Source organism: Chelatococcus sp. KU-N122 (genome assembly GCF_055391085.1).
Genome location: NZ_AP043981.1, coordinates 6639425 through 6661483, shown reverse-complemented (window position 1 = coordinate 6661483; position 22059 = coordinate 6639425). Strand labels below are relative to the sequence as shown.

The 22059-nt window shown below is 67.3% G+C and carries 15 protein-coding genes and 2 pseudogenes; 10 read left to right on the top strand and 7 right to left on the bottom strand.

Annotated elements, in window-relative coordinates:
• Positions 1-34: 34 nt before the first annotated feature.
• The 6 genes from ACZ5PO_RS30165 to ACZ5PO_RS30140 all read left to right on the top strand — a co-directional run bounded on the left by ACZ5PO_RS30165 (position 35) and on the right by ACZ5PO_RS30140 (position 4382).
• Positions 35-961 carry an SDR family NAD(P)-dependent oxidoreductase gene (locus tag ACZ5PO_RS30165; RefSeq protein WP_464186035.1) on the top strand — a complete coding sequence of 309 codons (927 nt, stop codon included), beginning with the start codon at positions 35-37 and terminating at the stop codon, positions 959-961.
• A gap of 72 nt (positions 962-1033) precedes the next feature.
• Positions 1034-2236: an acetyl-CoA C-acyltransferase gene (locus ACZ5PO_RS30160; RefSeq protein WP_464186033.1), complete on the top strand. Its 1203-nt coding sequence runs from the start codon at positions 1034-1036 to the stop codon at positions 2234-2236.
• Positions 2237-2346: 110 nt separating this feature from the next.
• Positions 2347-2934, top strand: a complete 588-nt coding sequence (locus tag ACZ5PO_RS30155; protein ID WP_464186032.1) for a hypothetical protein — start codon at positions 2347-2349, stop codon at positions 2932-2934.
• Positions 2935-3167: 233 nt separating this feature from the next.
• Entirely contained in the window at positions 3168-3734 is a 567-nt protein-coding gene (locus ACZ5PO_RS30150) for a Spy/CpxP family protein refolding chaperone (RefSeq protein ID WP_464186030.1), read from the top strand.
• Between the two features lie 28 nt (positions 3735-3762).
• A complete protein-coding gene (locus ACZ5PO_RS30145) occupies positions 3763-4068 on the top strand; it encodes a GCG_CRPN prefix-to-repeats domain-containing protein (RefSeq protein ID WP_464186029.1) in 306 nt (101 codons plus the stop codon).
• Between the two features lie 65 nt (positions 4069-4133).
• Positions 4134-4382 (top strand): GCG_CRPN prefix-to-repeats domain-containing protein, encoded by a 249-nt coding sequence (locus tag ACZ5PO_RS30140; RefSeq protein ID WP_464186028.1) that lies wholly within the window; start codon positions 4134-4136, stop codon positions 4380-4382.
• Positions 4383-4473: 91 nt separating this feature from the next.
• On the opposite strand, the gene ACZ5PO_RS30135 is transcribed toward ACZ5PO_RS30140, so the two are convergent.
• Both ACZ5PO_RS30135 and ACZ5PO_RS30130 read right to left on the bottom strand, forming a co-directional pair.
• Positions 4474-5826 (bottom strand): LLM class flavin-dependent oxidoreductase, encoded by a 1353-nt coding sequence (locus tag ACZ5PO_RS30135; RefSeq protein ID WP_464186025.1) that lies wholly within the window; start codon positions 5824-5826, stop codon positions 4474-4476.
• Between the two features lie 280 nt (positions 5827-6106).
• A complete protein-coding gene (locus ACZ5PO_RS30130) occupies positions 6107-7093 on the bottom strand; it encodes an aliphatic sulfonate ABC transporter substrate-binding protein (RefSeq protein WP_464186023.1) in 987 nt (328 codons plus the stop codon).
• A gap of 307 nt (positions 7094-7400) precedes the next feature.
• Between ACZ5PO_RS30130 and ACZ5PO_RS30125 the strand changes: the two genes are divergently transcribed.
• From ACZ5PO_RS30125 to ACZ5PO_RS30115, 3 genes and pseudogenes are all read left to right on the top strand, one after another.
• A complete protein-coding gene (locus ACZ5PO_RS30125; RefSeq protein ID WP_464186021.1) occupies positions 7401-8231 on the top strand; it encodes a hypothetical protein in 831 nt (276 codons plus the stop codon).
• Positions 8132-8761 (top strand): annotated as a pseudogene (locus ACZ5PO_RS30120) (phosphatase PAP2 family protein); the annotation flags it as partial. The gene ACZ5PO_RS30125 and the pseudogene ACZ5PO_RS30120, both read left to right, overlap by 100 nt.
• A gap of 43 nt (positions 8762-8804) precedes the next feature.
• Positions 8805-9578 carry a PaaI family thioesterase gene (locus ACZ5PO_RS30115; RefSeq protein ID WP_464186020.1) on the top strand — a complete coding sequence of 258 codons (774 nt, stop codon included), beginning with the start codon at positions 8805-8807 and terminating at the stop codon, positions 9576-9578.
• 27 nt (positions 9579-9605) lie between these two features.
• On the opposite strand, the pseudogene ACZ5PO_RS30110 reads toward ACZ5PO_RS30115, so the two are convergent.
• Positions 9606-9677, bottom strand: a pseudogene (locus ACZ5PO_RS30110) (nucleotidyltransferase domain-containing protein); the annotation flags it as partial.
• Positions 9678-9878: 201 nt separating this feature from the next.
• Positions 9879-11900 carry a Hint domain-containing protein gene (locus ACZ5PO_RS30105; RefSeq protein WP_464186018.1) on the bottom strand — a complete coding sequence of 674 codons (2022 nt, stop codon included), beginning with the start codon at positions 11898-11900 and terminating at the stop codon, positions 9879-9881.
• A 518-nt stretch (positions 11901-12418) separates the two neighbouring features.
• Here ACZ5PO_RS30105 and ACZ5PO_RS30100 point away from each other — a divergent pair.
• Entirely contained in the window at positions 12419-12808 is a 390-nt protein-coding gene (locus ACZ5PO_RS30100; protein ID WP_464186017.1) for a hypothetical protein, read from the top strand.
• 57 nt (positions 12809-12865) lie between these two features.
• Here the strand turns inward: ACZ5PO_RS30100 and glgB are convergent, their stop codons facing one another.
• From glgB to ACZ5PO_RS30085, 3 genes are all read right to left on the bottom strand, one after another.
• Positions 12866-15112, bottom strand: a complete 2247-nt coding sequence (gene glgB, locus ACZ5PO_RS30095; protein ID WP_464186015.1) for a 1,4-alpha-glucan branching protein GlgB — start codon at positions 15110-15112, stop codon at positions 12866-12868.
• A complete protein-coding gene (gene treS, locus ACZ5PO_RS30090; protein ID WP_464186014.1) occupies positions 15109-18405 on the bottom strand; it encodes a maltose alpha-D-glucosyltransferase in 3297 nt (1098 codons plus the stop codon). Before treS ends, glgB begins: the two co-directional genes overlap by 4 nt.
• Before the next feature lie 218 nt (positions 18406-18623).
• Positions 18624-22055 carry a maltotransferase domain-containing protein gene (locus ACZ5PO_RS30085; RefSeq protein ID WP_464186013.1) on the bottom strand — a complete coding sequence of 1144 codons (3432 nt, stop codon included), beginning with the start codon at positions 22053-22055 and terminating at the stop codon, positions 18624-18626.
• Between the last annotated feature and the right edge of the window lie 4 nt (positions 22056-22059).

Sequence of the window (22059 nt, the reverse complement as noted above, 5' to 3'; positions counted from 1 at the left end):
CGACGGCGCCGCCTAGAACTTCAAGGACAACAAGATGAGCATACGTTTCGACGATCGCGTCGCCATCGTGACCGGAGCCGGCAACGGGTTGGGGCGCGAGCACGCGCTCGGCCTGGCGGCCCGCGGCGCCAAGGTGGTGATCAATGACTTCGGCGGCGCGCGCGACGGCAGCGGCGGCAGCTCCGAGGCGGCCGAGAAGGTCGTGGCCGAGATCAAGGCGGCCGGCGGCGAGGCGATCGCGGACGGAGCCGACGTCTCCAACGCCGAGCAGGTCAAGGCGATGGTCGAGCGCGCCAAGGGGCAGTGGGGCCGCGTCGACATCCTCATCAACAACGCCGGCATCCTGCGCGACAAGACCTTCGCCAAGCTCGAGATCGCCGACTTCTGGAAGGTGGTGGACGTGCACCTGATGGGCACCGTCAACTGCACCAAGGCGGTGTGGGACACCATGCGCGAGCAGAACTACGGCCGCATCGTGCTGACCTCGTCGTCGTCGGGCATCTACGGCAACTTCGGCCAGGCCAACTACGCCGCCGCCAAGGCCGCCATGGTCGGCCTGATGAACGTGCTGCACATCGAGGGCCAGAAGAACAACATCCACGTCAACACCCTGGCGCCCGCCGCGGCGACCCGCATGACCGAGGAGCTGATGCCGCCGGAGGTGCTGGCGCTGATGCAGCCCGGCATGATCTCGCCCGGCGTGCTGTTCCTGGTGAGCGAGAACGGCCCCTCGCGCGTCATCCTCGGCGCCGGTGCCGGCGTCTACGCGCAGACCCATATCTATGAGACCGAGGGCGTCTACCTGCCGCCGGCGGAGAACACGCCGGAGGGTGTCGCCGCCAATTTCGCGCGCATCTCGGATCCGGCCGGCCAGCGGGAGCTGCAGGGCGCCTTCGAGCAGACCGGCCACTTCGTCGCCAAGGCGGCCGCGGCCCAGGGCGTCAAGCTGCCCGCGCGCTGACGATCCGATATCCGACCACCAGGAGGCCGGCGGCTCGGCGCCGGCCTCGCAGCAGATCCACGGGAGGACCCCATGAGAGAAGCGGTCATCGTCTCCACGGCCCGCACGCCCATCGGCAAGGCCTATCGCGGCGCCTTCAACGACACCCAGGCCCAGGCGCTCGGCGGGCACGTGATCAAGCATGCCGTGCAGCGTGCCAAGATCGACCCGAGCGAGATCCAGGACGTCGTCTTCGGCGCCGCCATGCAGCAGGGCTCGAGCGGCCTCAACATCGCCCGCCAGTCGGCCATGCGCGCCGGCCTGCCGACCTCGGTCGCCGGCATGTCGCTCGACCGCCAGTGCGCCTCGGGCATGATGGCCATCGCCACCGCCGCCAAGGAGATCATCTCCGACGGCATGGACGTGACCGTCGGCGGCGGCCTCGATTCGATCTCGCTGGTGCAGAACGACAAGCAGAACAACTACCGCGCCCGCGATCCCTGGCTGGTCGAGCACCTGCCGGCCATCTACATGTCGATGCTGGAGACGGCCGAGACGGTGGGCGCGCGCTACAACATCTCGCGCGAGCTGCAGGACCAATACTCGGTGCAATCGCAGGCCCGCACCGCCGCCGCCCAGCAGGCCGGCCGCTTCGCCGACGAGATCGTGCCGCTGCCAACGACCATGAAGGTGCAGGACAAGGCGACCGGCGAGGTCAAGGACGTGGCGATCACCCTCGACAAGGATGAGGGCAACCGTCCCGGCACCAGCTACGAGAACCTCGCGGCCCTCCAGCCCGTCTTCAAGGACGGCTTGACCATCAAGGAGGGCAAGTACATCACCGCCGGCAATGCCTCGCAGCTGTCGGACGGCGCCTCCGCCGCGGTGCTGATGGAGGGCAAGCTCGCCGAGAAGCGCGGCTTCCAGCCGCTCGGCATCTACCGCGGCATCGCGGTGGCCGGCTGCGAGCCGGACGAGATGGGCATCGGCCCGGTGTTCGCCGTGCCGAAGCTGCTCAAGGCCCATGGCCTCAAGGTCGAGGACATCGGGTTGTGGGAGCTCAACGAGGCGTTTGCCGTGCAGGTGCTCTACTGCCGTGACAAGCTCGGTATCCCGGATGAGCTGCTCAACGTCGACGGCGGCGCCATCTCCGTCGGCCATCCCTACGGCATGTCGGGCGCCCGCATGGTCGGCCACGCGCTGATCGAGGGCAAGCGTCGCGGCGCCAAGTACGTCGTCTGCACCATGTGCGTCGGCGGCGGCATGGGCGCGGCGGGCCTGTTCGAAGTGGCCTGACCGGGTTCGTCCGGTCTATCGGGAAAGCCCGTCGCTCGGCCGAGCGACGGGCTTTTTTTCGCGCGGCGAACGTGGTCTACGGGAAACGTTCCAGCCGGGGCGCATCCGTGATGCGCCGGGGCGTCAACGTGGTGGGCAAGGCGGGGCCGGCGATGAGCGACGTCAGTGACCAATCCGGCACCAGCCGCAGCCGGTTCTGGCTGGCGCAAGCCCCCTATATCGCCATGCTGCTGCTGGTCTTCGGCGGCATCGCACTCACCAGCCTGCTGCCGTCGCTGACCGCCGTGTACTGGCAGATCATCGCCATCGCCTTCGCCATCATGTGCATTCTGAGCGAATGGCGCCGCCACCCGCCCGGCCGCGCGCGCTGGCGGATGGCGGTCGCGCAGATCTTGCATTGGGCGGTGATCCTGATCGCCATGCGCATGCTGTTCGTGCACGACGTCGCCAACATGCTGAACTCCGACGCCATCGGGCTTTCGGTACTCGCCATACTGGCGCTCGGCACGCTGCTCGCCGGTATTCATATCGGCGCCTGGCAGATCGGCCTGGTCGGCGTGCTGCTGGCGCTCGGCATCCCGGCGATCGCCTGGCTCGAGCAGGCGGCTCTCCTGCTCACGGCCGGCGCCATTTCGATCATCGCCATCGCCGCCGTCTACCTGTGGCAGCGGCATCGCGGCGCGGCGGCGGATGTCTAGACAGGTTCCAGAGTTGCGGGTGCCGCTCCCAATATTGTGAGCTGGTTAAGCAATCGAACGTCTTGAAGAGCGCCTTGGCGATCGAACATCTTGGCGAAAACTTGCCTCTTGTGCCAATGAGGGGCTGCCTTTCGCGTGAATTCGCGGTAGGTGAGATCGTCGGGACGCAGCTCTATAGCCGGCTCGGTTGCCGGCGTCGTCTGCTTCCATGTCGGCGAAGGGGGAAATTGCCAATGAAGCACACTTGGTCCCTGTTGGCCGCGGCTGCGATGGGCACCGCGCTGGTCACCGGCTCGGCTTGGGCGCAGCAGCCCGCCGCAGCCCCATCGGCGGGGCAGAGCACGGCCGCCCCGACGGCCGGACAGCCCGATACTGGCGCAGCCGCCGGTCAGGCGATGCCGCCGGCCTACAGCGCCGACGATGCGCGCGCCATCCTGAACGCGCGCCTCGCCGCGCTGAAGGCGGTGATCGACCTCACGCCCGAGCAGGAGAAGCTCTGGCCGCCCCTGGAGACGGCCATCCGCGACATCGTCAAGGATGCCGCCCAGCGCCGGGCGCAGCGCAGCCAGCAGCAACCGCCGGCGACGTTCCTCGACGTGCTCAGCCGCGTCGCCGACGCCGAGGAGACGAGGGGCAAGGACCTGCGCCGCTTCGTCGACGCGGCCAAGCCCTTCGTCGCGTCGCTGAGCGATGCCCAGAAGCGCCGCGTGCCGGCCTTCCTGGGCATGACGGATCACCCCGGCGGCCAGCAGCCGAGCGCCCAGATCTGGCTGTTCGAGGAGGAGGACGACCAGTCCTGACGGGCGGCGACCGAGGGAGGTGAATACGATGCGAAAGACATTGTTGCTGACATGGGCGGCCACGGCGGGGCTGCTCGCCGGCGCCGCCGGAGCGAGCGCCATGCCGGTCGACCGGGGGCCGTCCTTGGCTGCCCCGGTGGAGCGGGTGGCCGGGGGCTGCGGCTGGGGCTGGCACCGCGGACCATGGGGCGGCTGCCGCCCCAACGGCGTCTACGGCCCCGGTCCCGCCTTCGCCTGGGGCGGGCCTGCGCCCTATTGGGGCGGGCCGGTCGTCGTTGGCCCGCGCTGCTGGTGGCGGCCCGGGCCCTGGGGGCCGGTGCGGGTCTGCAACTAAAACGCAGCTCGGCCGTTCTCCCAGGCTGATCGTTCTAGATCGGCGTCAGTCAGGGAGAATGTCCGATGCGTAGCACACTTGCGGTCGTCGCCGTCGCCGCGGCATGCGGCCTCTTCGGTGCCGTCGAAGCCCAGGCGTTGCCGGGGGCGCCGCCGCCCGCGAGCGACGATGCGATGGTGCAGCAGGTGCGAGGGGGCTGCGGCGCCGGTTGGCACCGCGGCCCTTACGGCGGTTGCCGCCGCAACACCGCGCCCTATGGGCCCCGAGGTGCAAACGCCTGCTGGTTCCGCGGCGGCGTCAAGGTCTGCCGGTAACTCACACGAGCCGATGGCAGAACGGTTGCCGACCGGGGCGCCCGGCCGGCTGCCTTCTGCGCGCGGCTTCGGTCGCCGTCTGATGCCAACCTCAGCCCGCGGCTTGAGGATGGCTCGTCTCGGCGAAGAAGCGATTGCGCGGACGCGGCAGCCCGAGATTCTCGCGCAGGGTCCGGCCCTCGTACTCGCGGCGGAACAGCCCGCGCCGCTGCAGCTCCGGCACGACCTTGTCGACGAAGTCGTCGAGCCCCTCGGGCAGGTAGGGGAACATGATGTTGAAGCCGTCGCAGGCGTCCGTCATCAGCCACTCCTCCATGCCGTCGGCGATGGTCTGCGGCGTGCCGACGAAGGCCGAGCCGGCATAGCCGCCGAGCCGCTGCGCCAGCTGCCGTACAGTCAGATTGTCGCGGCGCGCCACCTCGACCACGCGCTCCTGAGCGCTCTTGCTGGCATTGCTGGGCGGAACGTCCGGCAGTGGTGCATCGGGATCGAAGGCCGAAGCATCGTGGCCCAGCGCGATCGACAGCGCGGCGATGGCGCTGTCGTAGTGCACCAGGCTGTCGAGCTTGAGCCGCTTGGCGCGGGCTTCCTCCACCGTATCGCCCACCACGACGAAGGCGCCGGGCAGGATCTTCAGGTGATCACGGTCGCGGCCAAGCTTGGCCATGCGGCCCTTGACGTCGGCGTAGAAGCGCTGCCCGTCGGCCAGGCTGCCGCCGGCGCCGAAGATCACCTCTGCCGTTTCGGCCGCGAGCTGCTTGCCTGCTTCCGAGGCGCCGGCCTGGACGATGACCGGCCAGCCCTGGATCGGCCGCGCCACGTTGAGCGGGCCGCGGACCGAGTAGTAGGGGCCCTTGTGGTTCAGCACGTGCAGCTTGGTGGGGTCGAAATAGATGCCGCTATCCACGTCGCGGATGAAGGCGTCGTCGGCGAAGCTGTCCCACAGGCCGGTCACCACGTCGTAGAACTCGCGGGCCCGGCGGTAGCGTTCGTCGTGCTCGACATGGTCGTCGAGGCCGAAATTGAGCGCGGCATCCGGGTTGGAGGTGGTGACGATGTTCCAGCCGGCCCGGCCGCCGCTGAGATGGTCGAGGGAGGCGAAGCGGCGCGCCAGGTGATAGGGCTGCTCGAAGGTGGTCGATCCCGTGGCGATGAGCCCGATCCGCTCGGTCACCGCCGCCAGCGCCGGCAGCAGCGTCGGCGGGTCGAACGAGGTGACCGTGTGGCTGCGCTTGAGCGCATCCATGGGCATGTTCAGCACGGCCAGGTGGTCGGCCATGAAGAAGGCGTCGAACTTGCCGCGCTCGAGCTTCTGCGTGAACGCCTTGAGATGCCCGAAGTTGAAGTTCGCGTCCGGGTAGGCGCCCGGATAGCGCCAGGCGGCGGTGTGGATGGTCGTGGGCCGCATGAAGGCGCCGAGGCGAAGTTGACGGGCTGGGGCCATGGGATCACCTGAAGAGCTCTGCCGAACGGCCGCGTCGCCGTTCGAGCTGGAGGCCGCCGACCCGCCGGCACGGCGCCGCCGGTGACGGAAGCTGCGGCGGATGTAAGCACGCCGCGGGCCATTGGAAGGGAGGCGCGGACCGGCGTCGTCATGGCCGCCGCGCCCCGGCTGGAGCGCTTCGCGACCGGGTGGACTCACCCAATCGCAAAGCGCTCCAGATTCAAAAGGGTTATGAGCATTTCTCGGCAATTGGATGATGCTCATCCAATTGCGAAATGCTCTAGCTCGGCGGCTGCCAGATGCGGGCGGCGGACGTGTCGAGCTGCTTGGGAATGAGCCCGTCCTTGGTGAAGGCGTCGGCGATCGTCTGTTGCTCGGCCAGGCCCGCCCTGGTCACCGGCGCCACCGCGTAGGAGCGATGGCTGTTGGCCTCCTCGATGGTGGCGGCATCGATGCCCCAGAGACCGGCCAGCAGCTTGGCCGCCTCGGCCGGGCGCTGCTTCACCCAGAGGCCGGTCTCCTTGAGCTTGGCGAAGAGCACGGCGAGCACGGGTCCGCGCGCGTCCTGCGTCGCCGCCGAGGTCAGGTAGTAGCGCTTGTAGCTCGCCAGCCCCTGGCCGTCGGCGAGCACCTTGGCGTCGGTCTGCCGCCGGGCGCTGGTCAGGAACGGGTCCCACGCCACCCAGGCGTCCACGTGGCCGGCGACGAACGCCGCCCGGCCGTCGGCCGGCGGCAGGTAGGCCGGCCGGATGTCGGCGAAGCCGAGGCCTTTGCTGGCCAGCGCCGCGAGCAGCAGGAAGTGGCTGCCGGCGCCCTTGGTGACGGCGACGCGCTTGCCCTTCAGATCGGCGATCGTGGCGATGGGCGAATCCTTCGCCACCAGGATGGCCTGCGCCGCGGGGGAGGGGCCTTCCTCGGCGACGAAGACGAGGTTGGCGCCGGCCGCCTGGGCGAAGATGGGCACGGTGTCGGCCACGTCGGCGCTGAAGTCCACGTTCCCCAGGTTGAGCGCCTCCAGCAGCGGCAGGCCGCTGGTGAACTCGTGCCAGCTGACCTTGGCGCCGAGCGGTGCCAGCGCCTTCTCCAGCTCGCCGTTGGCCTTCAGGATGGCGATCAGGGTCGACGATTTCTGAAAGCCGATGCGGAGCGTATCCGTCGACTGCGCCGCGGCGCTGGTCACCAGCCCGACAGCCAGAGCCAGCGTGCCCACGATCGCCCACAGGCCGCTGCGCGCCCGCGCGACCACTGTCGATCGGGGCGTACTCATGTGCTGAAACGTCAACGTGCTGCTCCTGGAGCAAGGCCGGACGCTCGCTCCAGCCGCTTCGCAGCAAAGCATCCTCCACGGCCCGACACGTGTCGATGAGACAGACTTCCGTTCTTCAGCGCGTATGGAGAATGAAATTCTCAGTGGCGCCTTGACGGAGATCGGGCGACCGCAACTGGCCATGGCCGGGCTTGACCACGTCCCTTCGTCCGCTCAAGGAATTCGGAGACGCTGGCGAGCGCTCTCAGATCCGGTGCCTGGTCGGGCGGTCTACCCCGCGAATGGAGTGGCCGCGAATGGAGTGGCTATGATCGATAGGGCGATATCGGCGGCGGCCGCCGTCTGCCTCAGCGTGCTCGTGGTTGGCGCGGTCCAGGCCCAAACCGCAACCAACCTCGCCGTTCTCAAAGGATTGGCGCCGCTCACGGTTCTTCCGCGATCGGACGCGGGCAAAGCAGCTCTTGCGGCGAATTTCACGGTCACCGGCGGCATCCAGACGGGAAGCGTCCGGCAGCCGACGCTTCTACCCTTCGCCGAGCAGCAGCAGCAGGCGTTGAAGGACGCCTTCATCACCGACGGGAATCTCGCGGCCCTTGCCGATGGCCTGGGCACGACCCTCGGAGCCGCCTACGTGGCGCGCGCCCACTACAGGGACCGCGAGCATTTTACGAGCATCTCTCCAACGGTCGCCGAACTGATCGTCTACACGAACGCCACCACCCGCGACGACTCCAATTCCGGAAAGTTTTTCTTCGCCAACGGAACGACGAACGGCAAGACGCCGGTGTCCGACGCCGCCGCAGCCATCCTGAAGGCGACCGGCGGCACGCTTGATGTGTTCGGGAAAGACTATGGTCGCCCGGCGGGCAGTGCCGGGGCCGACGCGTTCGGCGACTCGCGTCCGTTTCAAACGGAACCCCGTACCGTGCCGATCGTGGGACCCGACTACTTCAACATGCCGGCCGACAATACGGTCTACAACCGCGGTCCGATCATGAATTTGATCGACAGCCCGTCGTTCCGAGCGGCCACACGACCTATGGCTACATGGGCTCCCTGCTGCTCGCCGCGTTGGTGCCGGAGCGCTATCAGCAGATGGTCGCGCGCGCGTCAGAATACGGGAACGACCGCATCCTGATGGGCGCCCACTATGCGATGGACGTTCTCGCCGGACGGACGCTCGCCACCTACGATCTGGCTCATCTGCTGGCCAACGACGCCGCTTATGTGGGGCGTGTCTTGAAGGGCGCGCCTGCCATCAAGGACTACCAGGCCGCGGTGAAAGCCGCGCGTGCGGACCTGACCGCGGCGCTGCAAACGGGCTGCGCCGACACGATCCAATCCTGCGCCAAGGATGATATCGGCCGGTTCAGCAATCCGATCATGAATGAAGCGTTCTGCGAGACCACCCAGACTTATGGGCTGCCGGTTGTGTATCCCCAAAACGCCGGCAGGCTTGAAGACGTGGGCAAGCTGGCGCCCGAGGCCGGATATCTGCTGACGACAGCCTTTCCGTCTCTCACGCTCGAGGAGGCGAACCAAATCCTCACGGATACGCAAGGGCCGGGGGGCGGCTTCCTCGACGACGGCTCGTCCTTCGGCGTCTATTCGCGCCTCAACCTCTACGCCGCTGCTGGCCGGGCGGCGCAGTTCGCCGCTCGCAAATAGGACGGCGCGGCCTCGGCCATCAAAAGCGAAGCGGATCCAGGCGATGACTGCGACCAGGATGTATCGTTACGGGGTGGCGAGCGAAGACGAGACCGGTGGCAAGAGCGGCCGTGAGGCGCTGCAGGCGATCGTCGACGGCACGCCGCCGCAGCCGCCGATCTGCGAGACCCTATCGTTTCACCTGGTCGAGGTGGGCGACGGTTTCGCCGCGTTCGAGGGCGCCCCAGGGCCGCAGCTCGCAAACCCTTTGGGCGGGGTGCACGGGGGCTGGGCGCCGACCCTGATCGACAGCGCCGCCGGCTGTACGGCCCATTCGGTGCTCGGGCCGGGGCAGGGCTTCACGACGATCGAGACCAAGGGCATCTTCTCTCGCCCGATTACCGCGGCGACCGGTCTCGTCCGCGCCGAGGGCCGCATCGTCGCGCGCGCCGCACCATCATCTCGACCGAATGCCGCGTGCCGGGGCCGGATGGCCGGCTGCTTGCCCACGGCACGTCGATGCTCCTTGTGCTCGGGGGGTGAACGCCGCAGCCCACGGTTCGCGCGCGGCGACGGGGCGGAGCGGGCCCAATGCAGAAACAGTCTTCGGCTAAGATGGGGGCGAACTGTGGGAGATCAGCGTCTCCACCTTTGCGACGAAATGAGAGGCTATCTTGAGCCTCTCGCGCCTCGTGGCCGCCTGTATCACAGGTCGGCGCCGTCAACGCCGCAGTTCCATCATGAGGCCTGTTTCACGGTTGTAAGAGCCTGCCTTGAGCGCCATGGCGTCGATGACGGCGCAGGTTTCGTTCAGGATTTCGGTTTCGATGACGCCTAGTCGGCGTGCCTCCCGGCCGAAACTGTCTTTCAGAAAGACCGCGACGTCGTAGTCGGAGTCCGGCCGCGCGTCACCGCGCGCCCGGGAGCCGAACAGCACCCCCGCTCGGGCCGGGCGCCGTAGGCTTCATCCAGCGCTGAACGAAAATCGGCTCAGGAATTAGGTGACTTTGGGGGTGATGGCAGGCGCGTGTTAGGCGCCTGCCATCACCCCCAAAGTCACCGTAATTCATTTGGACGACAGCCAAGCGCACCCGAATGCCGCCGACGCCAGGTTTGTTCCCTACGTGGCCGCTCTAGCCTAAGCTGCGGCCCGGACTGCGACGAAGCCCAGCATCGCGGCTCGCGTGGCAAGGCGTTCGCGTATGCGTCTCGGAATTTGGCGCGGCGACTTCGCGCGAGGAAAGGCAAGCTCAGTGATGTGCGCCTTGCGTGCGCCGAACAGAGCCTCGTATTCCTCGTAGTTGTCGAAGCGCCGTCGGGTCACGTTGTCGACAAATGTTTCGGCCGGAGCCCCGTTGGCCAACACCAAAGCATGGTCCTCAAGCTCTAGGTGGTAGTAGCTGAAGATCGGCTCCGGCTCCGTCATGCGCCTGATGCTCGTGCCGTTCACGAGAGCCCCTGCTTGGATGAGAATGCCGTCAACCAACATGGCATGGTCAGGCGAGACGAACAGGTCTCGCGCGGGAATGCCTGCTGCCAGAGCACCGGCGGAGATGTGGACAGGATACGTGGCGACGGGGTCCGCGTTGCCAGCGAAAACGGTCTGCCGGCCGATCCAGAGCACGGGGCGGGTATCGCCGTCCGCAGTCAATACGACATCGTCGATCGCAAGGTCCTCAACCGCGCATTGGCCCCCTGGCGTCGCGATCAGTGTGCCGACGCAATAGCAGGTAACCGCGATGTTGGTCCCGCCGGCTCCGTCGTCGCTCAAGCTAAATTGGTAGCCCTCGAAATTCTCAGCCGGATTGAGCCTGAAGGTGTAGACGCCACCCTCAATCTCGGTGACCTGCAGCAGGTTGCCTGCCGTGAGCGCTACCGTGTCGCCGACGTCGTAGTGGACGCCGATCAGGTTCAACAAATCGCTTAGATCGTTAAAGTCGTTGATCTGCCCATCGAAGGCGGCCGGCTCGCTCAGGCGCAGCTCTCCATCGATCAATGCTACGACCTGCTCTTCCGCGGTCCCAGCGTTGAGAGTGACGCTGCCACCGGTGCCGATCTCCAATATACCGTCGCCGCTAAGCGCTTTCTGCACGATCAGATCGCCGCCTTGGACCTTGATCGAACCCTCGTTGGCCAGCCCCTCCAACGCCTCGAAGGAGCCTTTCGAGGTGATGGTCAGGGAGCCGTGATTGTCGAGCGCATGTCCGGAATTCTGAACAGCGCCCATGATGTCGATGGTACCCCTGTTCTCGAAGGCACCGACCAAGGATCCCGAGTCGAAGCGCAGAGCCATCTTGGAGCCCAGGATGACCTTTCCATCCAAGGTTGAGAGCGAGCTTTTGTCTATATTCACTATGGCGTTGTTGAAGGTTGATTCACCTTTATTAACGAACGTAAGAGAACTTCCGTTCGTCATATTGATTACGCTTCGAGTGGAATGCTCAAGCGGAGCGCTATCGCCCTTGACTGTAAATTCGCCACTAACTAATATCGAATCGCCGTCTAGATTGATATTCCCGATATAAGTTATGTTTTGGAATTCGACATTTTTGTACTCAACCCTGCTCGTGACCGGCGTAGAGTAGCGATAATCTGATATCGTCCCATTTTTGATCGTCGCTCCCTCAAAGACGAGAGGCCTGACTATGTACCCTGGTATTAGATATATATCGAGCGCTTGTTCTCCGCTAAGATCTACCGATGTGTTCGATCCGAAACGCATCGCAGCTCCGTAAAATAGGGCATTGTCAATGTCGGTTCCCGTGATGTCTATCTGATCAAAGTTAATGTTAGCCAAATTTTGCGCAAAGATGGGATATATGGTATTAAGCTGTCCAGAAATATTCAGCGTAGCGCCGTCAGAAACGTTCACGTAGTCAGTTGTAATTCCGCTTCCGGAAACATTTAGCGTTGCGCCTTCGGCTACCCCAACAAACCAGTAGGCCTTGATTCCGTTTAGAGCAGTAAATTTGAGGCCGGCGGTCACCGTAAAGGGGGAAGCGCTCTCCAGTGAATTCACCGTAGCGTCAACGTCGAGCCCGACGAATGCGGACGCTGGCAGAACGACGTCATCATTGGCCGTCGGCACCCCAGGAGGCGACCACCTGTTTGCGTTACTCCAGTTCCCGAAGCCAGCGCCCGTCCACGTCTTCGTTACCATGCGATCCTCTGGCTCTCTGGCCCGCTCTTTGACCCGGCGGAAGCTTGACTCGACTTGCGGTACAACCGCTGCGACATAGAGCAATGAGCTACGACCCGGCGTCAACGGCGACCAAGCGCGAGCGCTTCAGTGAGGGTCTCTGTGTAGCGGTTCAGCCACATACGGCGGCGCCGCAGTCCGACGCTTTCGTCATCGGCGGCCGGGGAAGTTGTAGCCGGCTGTAACTTCGGATGGCGAGACATGAAGCCGATAGCTCGAGCGTTGCGGCTGCGCCAAAGCGGTCACAAAGCGGGTATCGCAGACGGCTGAAGGTCAATCAGCGCTTGATGGCCAAGACGCGCTCGGGCAGCGTGCGCCAACGAAGCCGCGAAGCTTGAGTTCGCCGGAACTGCGTGGCGAGCGACGGTGGCGCGAAACAGGTGCCGCTCGCAAGGCGCGGGCTGCAGCGGGGAGGGCGTTGGAGGAGCGCGACGATCGCGCAGTTTAGTAAACTGTCGCCATAGTTCGGCGAGACGCTCATGCTGGTGGTGCCCAAGGCCGATGCGCTCACCATCGAGGCCAAAGTGCAGCCGCAGGACATCGACCAGGTGAGCATCGGCCAGCGCGCGACGGTGCGCCTGTCCGCCTTCAGCCAGCGCACCACCCCGGAGCTCGCCGGCACGGTGACGGTCGTCTCCGCCGATCTCACCAAGGAGCCGCAGCAGCCGCAGGCTGCCGCGACGGCCGCCGCCTCCTACTACACCGTCCGCGTCGAGCTGCCGCCGGCCGAACTCTCCCGCCTCGGCAGCCTCAAGCTGGTGCCGGGCATGCCGGCCGAGGTGCACATCCAGACCGGCGAGCGCACCGCCATGAGCTACCTGCTCAAGCCCCTCACCGACCAGATCGCCCGGGCGTTCAAGGAGGATTGAGCGCCCCTCCGCGCCATGTCGGAGCGGGGCGCGGCCCCGCCCGCCGCGCAGTCCTCTTCACCCCTCCCGAGCAAACATCACCGTGGCCAGCGGCGGCAGGGTCAGCGCCAGGGATTGGTGCTGGCCGTGGCTTGCGATGGTGTCGGTGGTGAGGCCGCCCTGGTTGCCGATGTTGCTGCCGCCGTAGACGGCGGCGTCGGTGTTGAGGATCTCACGGTAGAAGCCCGGCAGCGGCACGCCGAAGCGGTAGCCCTCGCGCGGCACCGGCGTGAAGTTCGACACCACGAGGATGATCCGTTTGGGGTCCAACCCCTTGCGCGCCCAGATGATCACCGAATTGTCGCGGTCGTCGGAGACCAGCCATTGGAAGCCGGCGGGCTCGGTGTCGCGTTCGTGCAGGGCCGGGTAACCGCGGTAGATGCGGTTGAGATCGCGCACGAGCGTCTGCACGCCGCGGTGCTCGGGCTGCTCGAGCAGATGCCAGTCGAGGCTGGCGTCGTGGTTCCACTCGCGCTCCTGGCCGAACTCGCAGCCCATGAACAGCAGCTTCTTGCCGGGGTGGCCCCACATGAAGCCCAGGTAGGCGCGCAGGTTGGCGAAGCGTTGCCAGGCGTCGCCCGGCATGCGGCCGATGAGCGAGCCTTTGCCGTGCACGACCTCGTCGTGGGAGATCGGCAGGATGAAGTTCTCGGAAAAGGCGTAGAGCAGGCCGAAGGTCAGGTCGTCGTGGTGGTAGCGGCGGTGCACCGGGTCGTAGCCGATGTAGCGCAGGGTGTCGTGCATCCACCCCATGTTCCACTTGAAGCCGAAGCCGAGGCCGCCGGTGTAGGTCGGGTGTGAGACGCCGGGCCAGGCCGTCGATTCCTCGGCCACGGTGACGACGCCCGGGCTGTTGCCGTAGGCGACCTCGTTCATGCGGCGCAGGAAAGCGATGGCGTCCAGGTTCTCGTTGCCGCCATAGCGGTTCGGCACCCATTCGCCGGGCCGGCGCGAATAATCGAGGTAGAGCATGGACGCGACCGCGTCGACGCGCAGCCCGTCCAGATGGTAGCGCTCCAGCCAGAAGCGGGCGTTGGCGATGAGGAAGCTCGCCACCTCCTGGCGGCCGTAGTTGTAGATGTAGGTGCCCCAGTCCTGGTGGAAGCCCTGGCGCGGGTCGGCGTGCTCGTAGAGGTGCGTGCCGTCGAACAGGGCGAGGCCGTGCGGATCGTTGGGGAAGTGGCCGGGCACCCAGTCGAGCAGGATGCCGATGCCCTCCCGGTGCGCCACCTCGACGAAGTGCGCGAAGTCTTCGGGCGTGCCGAAGCGGCTGGTCGGAGCGTAGAGCGATACCGGCTGGTAGCCCCACGAGCCGTCGAACGGGTATTCGGTGATCGGCAGCAGCTCGATATGGGTGAAGCCCAGGTCCTTCACATAGGGGATCAGCCGGTCGGCCAGCTCCCGGTAGCTCAGGTAGCGGTAGCCCTCCTCGGGCACGCGCGCCCACGAGCCGAGGTGGCATTCGTAGATGGCCATGGGCGAGCGCCGCGGCTCGACGCGGGCGCGCGCGGCCATCCACTCGCTGTCGTGCCAGGCGACGGTGGGTGGCTCGCCGAGCATGGAGGCGGTGGCCGGCGGCCGCTCGGCGGCGAAGGCCACCGGGTCGGCCTTGAGGTGCAGGCCGCCGTCGGCTCCCTTGATCTCGAACTTGTAGCGTTGCGCTCCGGCGAGGTCCGGGATGAACAGTTCCCAGGCGCCGGCGCCGTGGCGCAGGCGCATGGGATGGACGCGGCCGTCCCAGCCGTTGAAATCCCCCACGACGCTGATCCGTCGCGCATTCGGCGCCCAGACCGCGAAGACGAATCCGGAGACACCGTCGACGGTGCGCGCATGGGCGCCGAAGACGGCGGGAACCGCATCGCCGCCGACATCGCGGGCGCTCGCCAGCTCGGCGTCGCTCCACATCGGCCCGAAGCGGTAGGGATCGTGGCGGACGAGGCTGCCGTGATCGCTTTCCACGCGCAGGCGGTAGGTGGGCGCCTCGCGCGCCGACAGGCGCACGACGAAGAAGCCGGCATCGTGACGGCGCTCCATCGGCTTGATCTCGGCGTCCCGGTCCGGCTCGATCAAGGTGATGGAGCGCGCGCCAGGGAGCAGCACGCGGATCTCCCAAAGCCCCGGGGCGACGCGGTGCGGGCCCAGAACGGAGAACGGATCGCCATGCTCCGCCCGCACCATGGCGTCGACGACCGCCTGCGGCAGCGCCGCCTTCTGCGCCGACGGCCATGCTGGTTCGCTGTGGGGCGGAAGCTCGTCCGTCTTCATGGGGCGCTCATTTCCTGATCGAGAATGGAAAGAACGCCCTGGACCGGGATTTCGATCCAGTCCGGCCGGTTGTTGGCTTCGTAGTTGATCTCGTAGAGCGCCTTGCCGATCAGCGCGAGCGCCAGCAGGCGCTGCTGCGTCGCAGCGTCGTCGGTCCACACCGCGCTGCCGCGGCAGCCCGCCTCGTAGGCGTCGAGGAACGATCGGCTGCCGAGCTGCTCCCATTCCGCGGCGATGGCGCGCGCCCGCGCGCCGGTTTCGGGCAGGGTCGTGGCCAGCTGCCGCACCGCGGTCTCGGCCATGTAGGAGAACGAGCGGAGCATGCCGGCGACGTCACGCAGCGGCGTCGTCTTGGCGCGCCGCTCATGCGCGGGCCGCGACGGCTCGCCCTCGAAGTCGACGATCATCACGTCGTCGGCGACGATGAGCACCTGGCCGAGGTGGTAGTCGCCGTGAATGCGCGTCTTGATCGCGCCCACCGGCGCCACTTCCAGCCGGTCGATCAGCACGAAGCAGTCGGCCTCGCGCTGCACCAGCGCCTCGATCAGGGCGCGGGCCGCATCGCCCATGGGGGCGGCGGCGTCATCGTCGGCGGCCTCGCTCAGCGTGCGCTTGAGGGCGGCAAAGGCATGGGCGGCCTGGGCGCGGGCGTCGGCGGCCATCGCCTTGACGTCGTCGCCGGACAGTGGCTCTGCCGCGAAGGCGGGATCGTTGGTCGGCGTGGCGAAGGCCAGATGCATCTCCGCCGTGCGCTGACCGATGATGACCGCATAATGGGCGATGATGCCGAAGGCTTCGGTGACCGACGGCATCTCGTCGGGGGGGAGGATGACGAGCTGGTCGATCTCGCGCTTGGTGGCCTCGACCGCCAGCCGCCAGGCGTCGCCCTGATTGCGCACGAAGCGCTGCAGCACCGCGAGCGCCGTCGTCGTGCCTTCGCTGTCGATGTGCTCCATCCAGCCGAGCAGGGCCGGGGTGTTCTTGAACCCCGCGACATCGGTCAGGAAGTGGCCGACCTCGATCTCCGGATGCGGCCCGTCCTGCAGCCGCCGGTACAGCTTGAGCACCATGCGCGAGCCGAGCGCGACGGAGGTGTTGCTTTGCTCGGCCCCGAGCCGCGCCACGTCGTGCGGATCGATCTCCCCGTAGACGTCCAGCAGCTTGGTCCCGATGAAGCGGATCTCGCCGCCGTGCTGGGTCGCCACGGTTTCGCCACGCTTCATGGCGGCCACCACGGTCAGCGCGAACTCGGCCGAGGAGGCGGCGCCGAAGAGCAGGCCCATGCGGGGCCCGCGCCGCAGCCGCGCCACCGCGTAGGGCAGCAGCGCCTCGTCCTCCTCGTCCTCGTCGATCGCCAGCGGGGTGAAATAGTCCTGGGTCTGGCCATCGCGCAGTTTCACGTCGAGGCGCGGCAGCAGGAACTTGTCCTTGCCGTCGCGGCTGACAATCACTGCGGTATCGGCGATGGTGACCGAGACGATCCGCGTGGTCTTGCCGCCGAACCATCGCCGGCTGGCAACATAGGGCGGCATGACGTTGCGCTCGAAGGCGATCCGTTCCCGCCCGGTGAGCACGTCCTCCGGCGGCCCGGCCAGCACCAGCGTGAACAGCTCCGGCGCCGCGCGCGGGCCGAAGCGGTCCTCATCCGTGCTCGGCGCGTCCAGCTTGAACCAGTAGAAGCCGTAGCCGGGCAGGGTCAGCAGGTAGGACAGGTCGCCGATGCGGGGGAACACCGAGCCCGCCGTCATCTCCACCGGGCGCACCCCCTTGTACTCGGACAGGTCGAGCTCGACCGCCTGCGGGCCGCGCGACAGATTGGCGACGCAGAGCACGCGGTCGCCGTCCAGCTCGCGGATATAGGCGAGGATCTTGCGGTTCTCCGGATAGAGGAAGCGCAAGGCGCCGCGGCCGAAGGCGCGGCTGTTGTGGCGCACGGCGATCAGCCGCTTCAGCCAGTTGAGCAGGCTCGACGGGCTGCGGCGCTGGCTTTCGACATTGACCGCGTCGAAGCCGTAGATCGGATCCTGGATGGCGGGCAGGAACAGCCGCGCCGGATCGGCCCGGCTGAAGCCGCCGTCGCGATCCGGCGACCATTGCATGGGCGTGCGCACGCCGTCGCGGTCGCCCAGGTAGATGTTGTCGCCCATGCCGATCTCGTCGCCGTAGTAGAGCACCGGCGTCCCCGGCATGGAAAGCAGCAGGCTCACCAGCAGCTCGGTCTTGCGCCGGTCGTTCTCCAGCAGCGGCGCCAGGCGGCGGCGGATGCCCAGGTTGATGCGCGCGCGGTTGTCGGCGGCGTAGAACTTCCAGAGATAGTCGCGCTCCTTCTCGGTCACCATTTCGAGGGTCAGCTCGTCGTGGTTGCGGAGGAAGATCGCCCATTGGCAGTTGGCCGGAATGTCCGGCGTCTGCCGCATGATGTCGGTGATCGGGTTCCGCTCCTCCTGCGCCACCGCCATGTACATGCGCGGCATCAGCGGGAAGTGGAACGCCATGTGGCACTCGTCGCCGTCACCGAAGTACGGCGCCGTGTCCTCGGGCCACTGATTGGCCTCGGCCAACAGCATGCGGTCGGGATAGCGCTCGTCGAGGGCGGCGCGGATCTTCTTGATGACCGCGTGCGTCTCCGGCAGGTTCTCGCAATTGGTGCCCTCGCGCTCGATGATGTAGGGGATGGCGTCGAGGCGCATGCCGTCGACCCCCATGTCGAGCCAGAAGTGCATGGTGTCGATCACCGCCTCCAGCACGCGCGGATTGTCGAAGTTGAGGTCCGGCTGGTGCGCGTAGAAGCGGTGCCAGTAGTAGGCCTGGGCCACGGGATCCCACGACCAGTTCGATTTCTCCGTGTCGAGGAAGATGATGCGCGTGCCGCTGTACTTCTGGTCGGTGTCCGACCAGACGTAGAAGTTGCGGGCGACGGATCCGGGGCGGGCGCGGCGGGCGCGCTGAAACCAGGGATGCTGGTCCGACGTGTGGTTGATGACCAGCTCGATGATGACGCGGATACCGCGGTCGTGCGCCTCGCGCACGAACTTGCGGAAGTCGCGCATGCTCCCGTAGCTCGGGTTCACGCTGCGGTAGTCGGCGATGTCATAGCCGTCGTCCCGCAGCGGCGACGGGTAGAACGGCATCAGCCAGATCGCGGTGGCGCCGAGCTCCTTGATATAGTCGAGCTTCTGCGTGAGGCCGATGAAGTCGCCCATGCCGTCGTCGTCGGAATCGAAGAACGACTTGACGTGGACCTGATAGATGATGGCGTCGCGGTACCACTGGGTGTCGCTGCGGTCGATCATGGAGACCTCGTCGGATGAAGGGCGGCGGCTCCGGTTCGCGGGCGGGTCCACACCCGGTGATCCCCGGACGAGCCCGCTCTGTATCGGATAAGAAGGGCAGGACGATGCAGAAGCTGACTGATCTTACCGCTTTTGCACGCTCGGGACGGTTGTTGAAGCGCAGGTGGCCCCGGTCATGATCAAAATCGCTTGACGCGCGCGGCCGGCGGGCCCGCGCCTCAGCCGCCCGCGTCCGGCGGCTTGAGGCGCCAGACCACGACGGGTTGAGTGTCGGGCTCCAGCGCGATGCGATGGGTCTTGCCATAGAGGGTGAAGCTGCCGCCGGCCAGCAGGTCGTCCGCGCCGATCGAGGCGTCGTCGGGCAGGCCGAAATGCCACAGCGGCACCTCGTAGTCGCACTCCTGGCGATTGTGCGGGTCGAGGTTGATCAGCACCAGCACGCAATTGTCCCGCTCCGGCGTGATGCGGGCAAAGGCCAGGATGTTGTCGTTCCAGGCGTTCAGGAACAGCACGTTGCGGAAGTCGTGCAGCGCCCGGTTGTCGCGGCGGATGACGTTGAGCTTCGTGATGAAGTCGCGGATGTGGCCGGGCCGGTCCAGGTCCCACGCCTTGATCTCGTACTTCTCGCTGTTCAGGTACTCCTCGCGGCCGGGCAGCGGCTCGGCCTCGCAGATCTCGAAGCTCGAGTAGACGCCCCACACCGACGACAGCAGCGCGCCGAGCGCGGCCCGCACCATGAAGCCGGCCCGCCCGCTGGTCTGCAGATAGAAGGGATTGATGTCGGGCGTGTTGACGAAGAAGTTCGGCCGGTAATACTCGGCCATCTCGCTGGTCGACAGCTCGACGATGTAGTCGATGATCTCCTGCTTGCCGGTGCGCCAGGTGAAGTAGGTGTACGACTGCTGGAAGCCGGCCTTGGCCAGGGCCCGCATCATCTTGGGCCGCGTGAACGCCTCGGCCAGGAAGATCACGTCCGGATGGCGCTCGTTGACCGAGCTGATCAGCCAGCGCCAGAACGGCAGCGGCTTGGTGTGCGGATTGTCGACGCGGAAGATGCGCACGCCTTGATCGCACCAGAACAGCACGACGTCGCGCAGCGCGTACCACAGCGACGGCAGGCCGGCGCGGTAGAAGTCGACGTTGACGATGTCCTCGTACTTCTTCGGCGGGTTCTCGGCGTATTTCAGCGTGCCGTCGGGGCGCCAGTCGAACCACTCCGGATGCTGCGCGATCCACGGATGGTCGGGCGAGCACTGGATGGCGAAATCGAGGGCAATCTCCAGCCCCTGGCCGAGGGCCGCCGCGACGAGGGCGCGAAAATCCTCGAGGGTGCCGAGATCCGGGTGCACCGCGTCGTGGCCGCCGGCGGGCGAGCCGATGGCGTAGACGCTGCCGACGTCGCCGTCGGCCGCCGTCAGCGAATTGTTCCTGCCCTTGCGATGGCTCGTGCCGATCGGATGGATCGGCGGGAAATAGAGCACATCGAAGCCCATTTCCCGCACGTAGGGCAGGCTGCGCACGACGTCGCGGAAGGTGCCGTGGCGGTTGGGGTCACCCGACTGCGAGCGGGGAAACAGCTCGTACCAGGCGCTGAACTGCGCCGCGAGCCGGTCGCCGATCAGCTCCAGGATGGGATGGGTCGACACCTGGGCCCGCTCCGCGTGGCGGGCGATCAGGGCGGCATTCTGCGGGTCCATCAGGGCGTCGAGCTGCGCCGGCGCTCCGTCCTGGTGCTGCTTCAGCTGGGCGAGCAGGGCGGCGAGCGCCGGCGCGTCGGCGGCGTCTGCTGCCGCCGCGGCGGCGTGCTCGGCCATGTGCAGCCCCTCGATCGCTTCCAGCCGCACGTCCTGGCCGGCGGCGCGCTTGCGCTCCACCTCCCACAGCCACGAGGCGAACGGATCGCGCCAAGCCTGGACGGTATAGAGATAGCGAGTGTTCTCCTCGACCGGGAAGCGGCCGGCCCAGCGGTCGTTGTCGACGAAGTGCATGGGCGCGCGGCGCCAGCCCGGCTCGGCCTCGGTTCGATACAGCACCTCGGCGGCGATCTTGTCGTGGCCGTCGCTGAAGATGTCGGCGCTCACCTCGACGACCTCGCCGACGATCCGCTTGATGGGCGTCGCGCCGCCGTCCACCTGCGGCGCGACGCGCTCGATGATGACGCGGCCGTCGCCGGCCGGTGCTGCTTCGGCATCCGCCGCGTCGCGGCCATCGGCTGCCCGCGCCGGCTTGGCGGCGCTGAGCAGTACGACGTCGCCCGGCGCCAGGGCGAGCTGCTGCGCCGCATCGACGGGCTCTGGGGTTGCGGCCTGCCCTCCGATCCGCAGCGCGGAGAAAGCGCCGAAGACGCCGCCGGCGGCGCTCATCAGCGGGCCGACGCCGGTGTGCACATCCCGGCCACCCAGATTGGCGACGACGACGGCGACGCTGGGCGCCACCAGCGGGTGCGCGCCCTCGTAGCGCGCCAGCACCAGCAGCGGCTCGTCCGGGGCGGACAGACGCACCAGCGCGCCCTCCACGTTGAGCGCCGGCACGGTCGCGCGCAGCCGGTTGAAGGCGCCGATGAAGGCGGAAATGTCGATCCCGGTGGTCTCCGCGTCGCTCGGCCGGGTCTCGACCACGTGCAGCGGCCGCCGATAGCCCCACTCGTAGCCGATCGGCATCAGCACGCCGGTCGAGAAGCAGCCGGCCAACGCGTAGCGGAGCTCGAGGTGACGCGCGACGCCGGCGGTATCGCTCGGGTCGTGCTCACTCGCCAGCCGCGCCATGTCGTGGTTCTCGGGGAAGGCGATGGACGGCGCGAGCGTCCGCAGCGCCTGGTACTGCTCGAGCGCCCAGGGCTCGCGCAGGTCCCACCAGGCGAACGAGTTGAAGAGGTAGTCGAAGCCGGCGCCGGCGACCCGCTTCGTCTCGTCGAACGTGCAGCCCAGCGTCTCGGCGGCGAAGGTCGCGGCGGGATCGCGCGCCTTGGCGTCAGCGATCAGCTCGGCCCAGACCTCGGGCGGCACCTTGTAGGCGGCGTCGCAGCGGAAGCCGCTGACGCCGAGGCCCTGCATGTGGGCGACATAGCGCTTCCAATAGGCCAGGAGGTCGGCGCGGGCGGCGTCGCTGTCGTAGTCGAGCTCGGCCAGATCCGTCCACTCGGTGCGCACGCTCGGATCGACCGGATCCACGGCGAAGGGGCTGACCAGCTCGCCGGTTGCCGTCCGCCTGAAGGCGTGGGGCAATTCCTGGACGAGCAGCGCGTCCTTGGACGTATGATTGATGACCAGGTCGATCATCACCCGGACGGACCGGCCGGCCGCATCGGCGACGAAGCCTGCGATCTGCGCGTCGTCATCCGCCTCGTCCGGATCGCGGAAACGCTCGTCCAGGCGCCACGGGTCCCGGATGGCATAGAGGCTGCCGGAGAACCCGGACTGGTGGAACGGGTTGAGGTAGACCCAGTCGAAGCCCATTGCGGCAATGCGCGGCAGCTCGTCGCGCCAGGCCCGCACCGGGCCGACCAGCAGAGGAAACAGGTTGTAGATGCGCGGCCCGACCGGTGCCCGGCCGGCCGTGCTTGCGGCCGCGGCCCGGCCGTTGCCGGGGGAGGTGGCTGCGGCGGCCGAACCGCGGCGGTCGCCGGGACGGATGTCGCTGCGGATGTTCATGGCA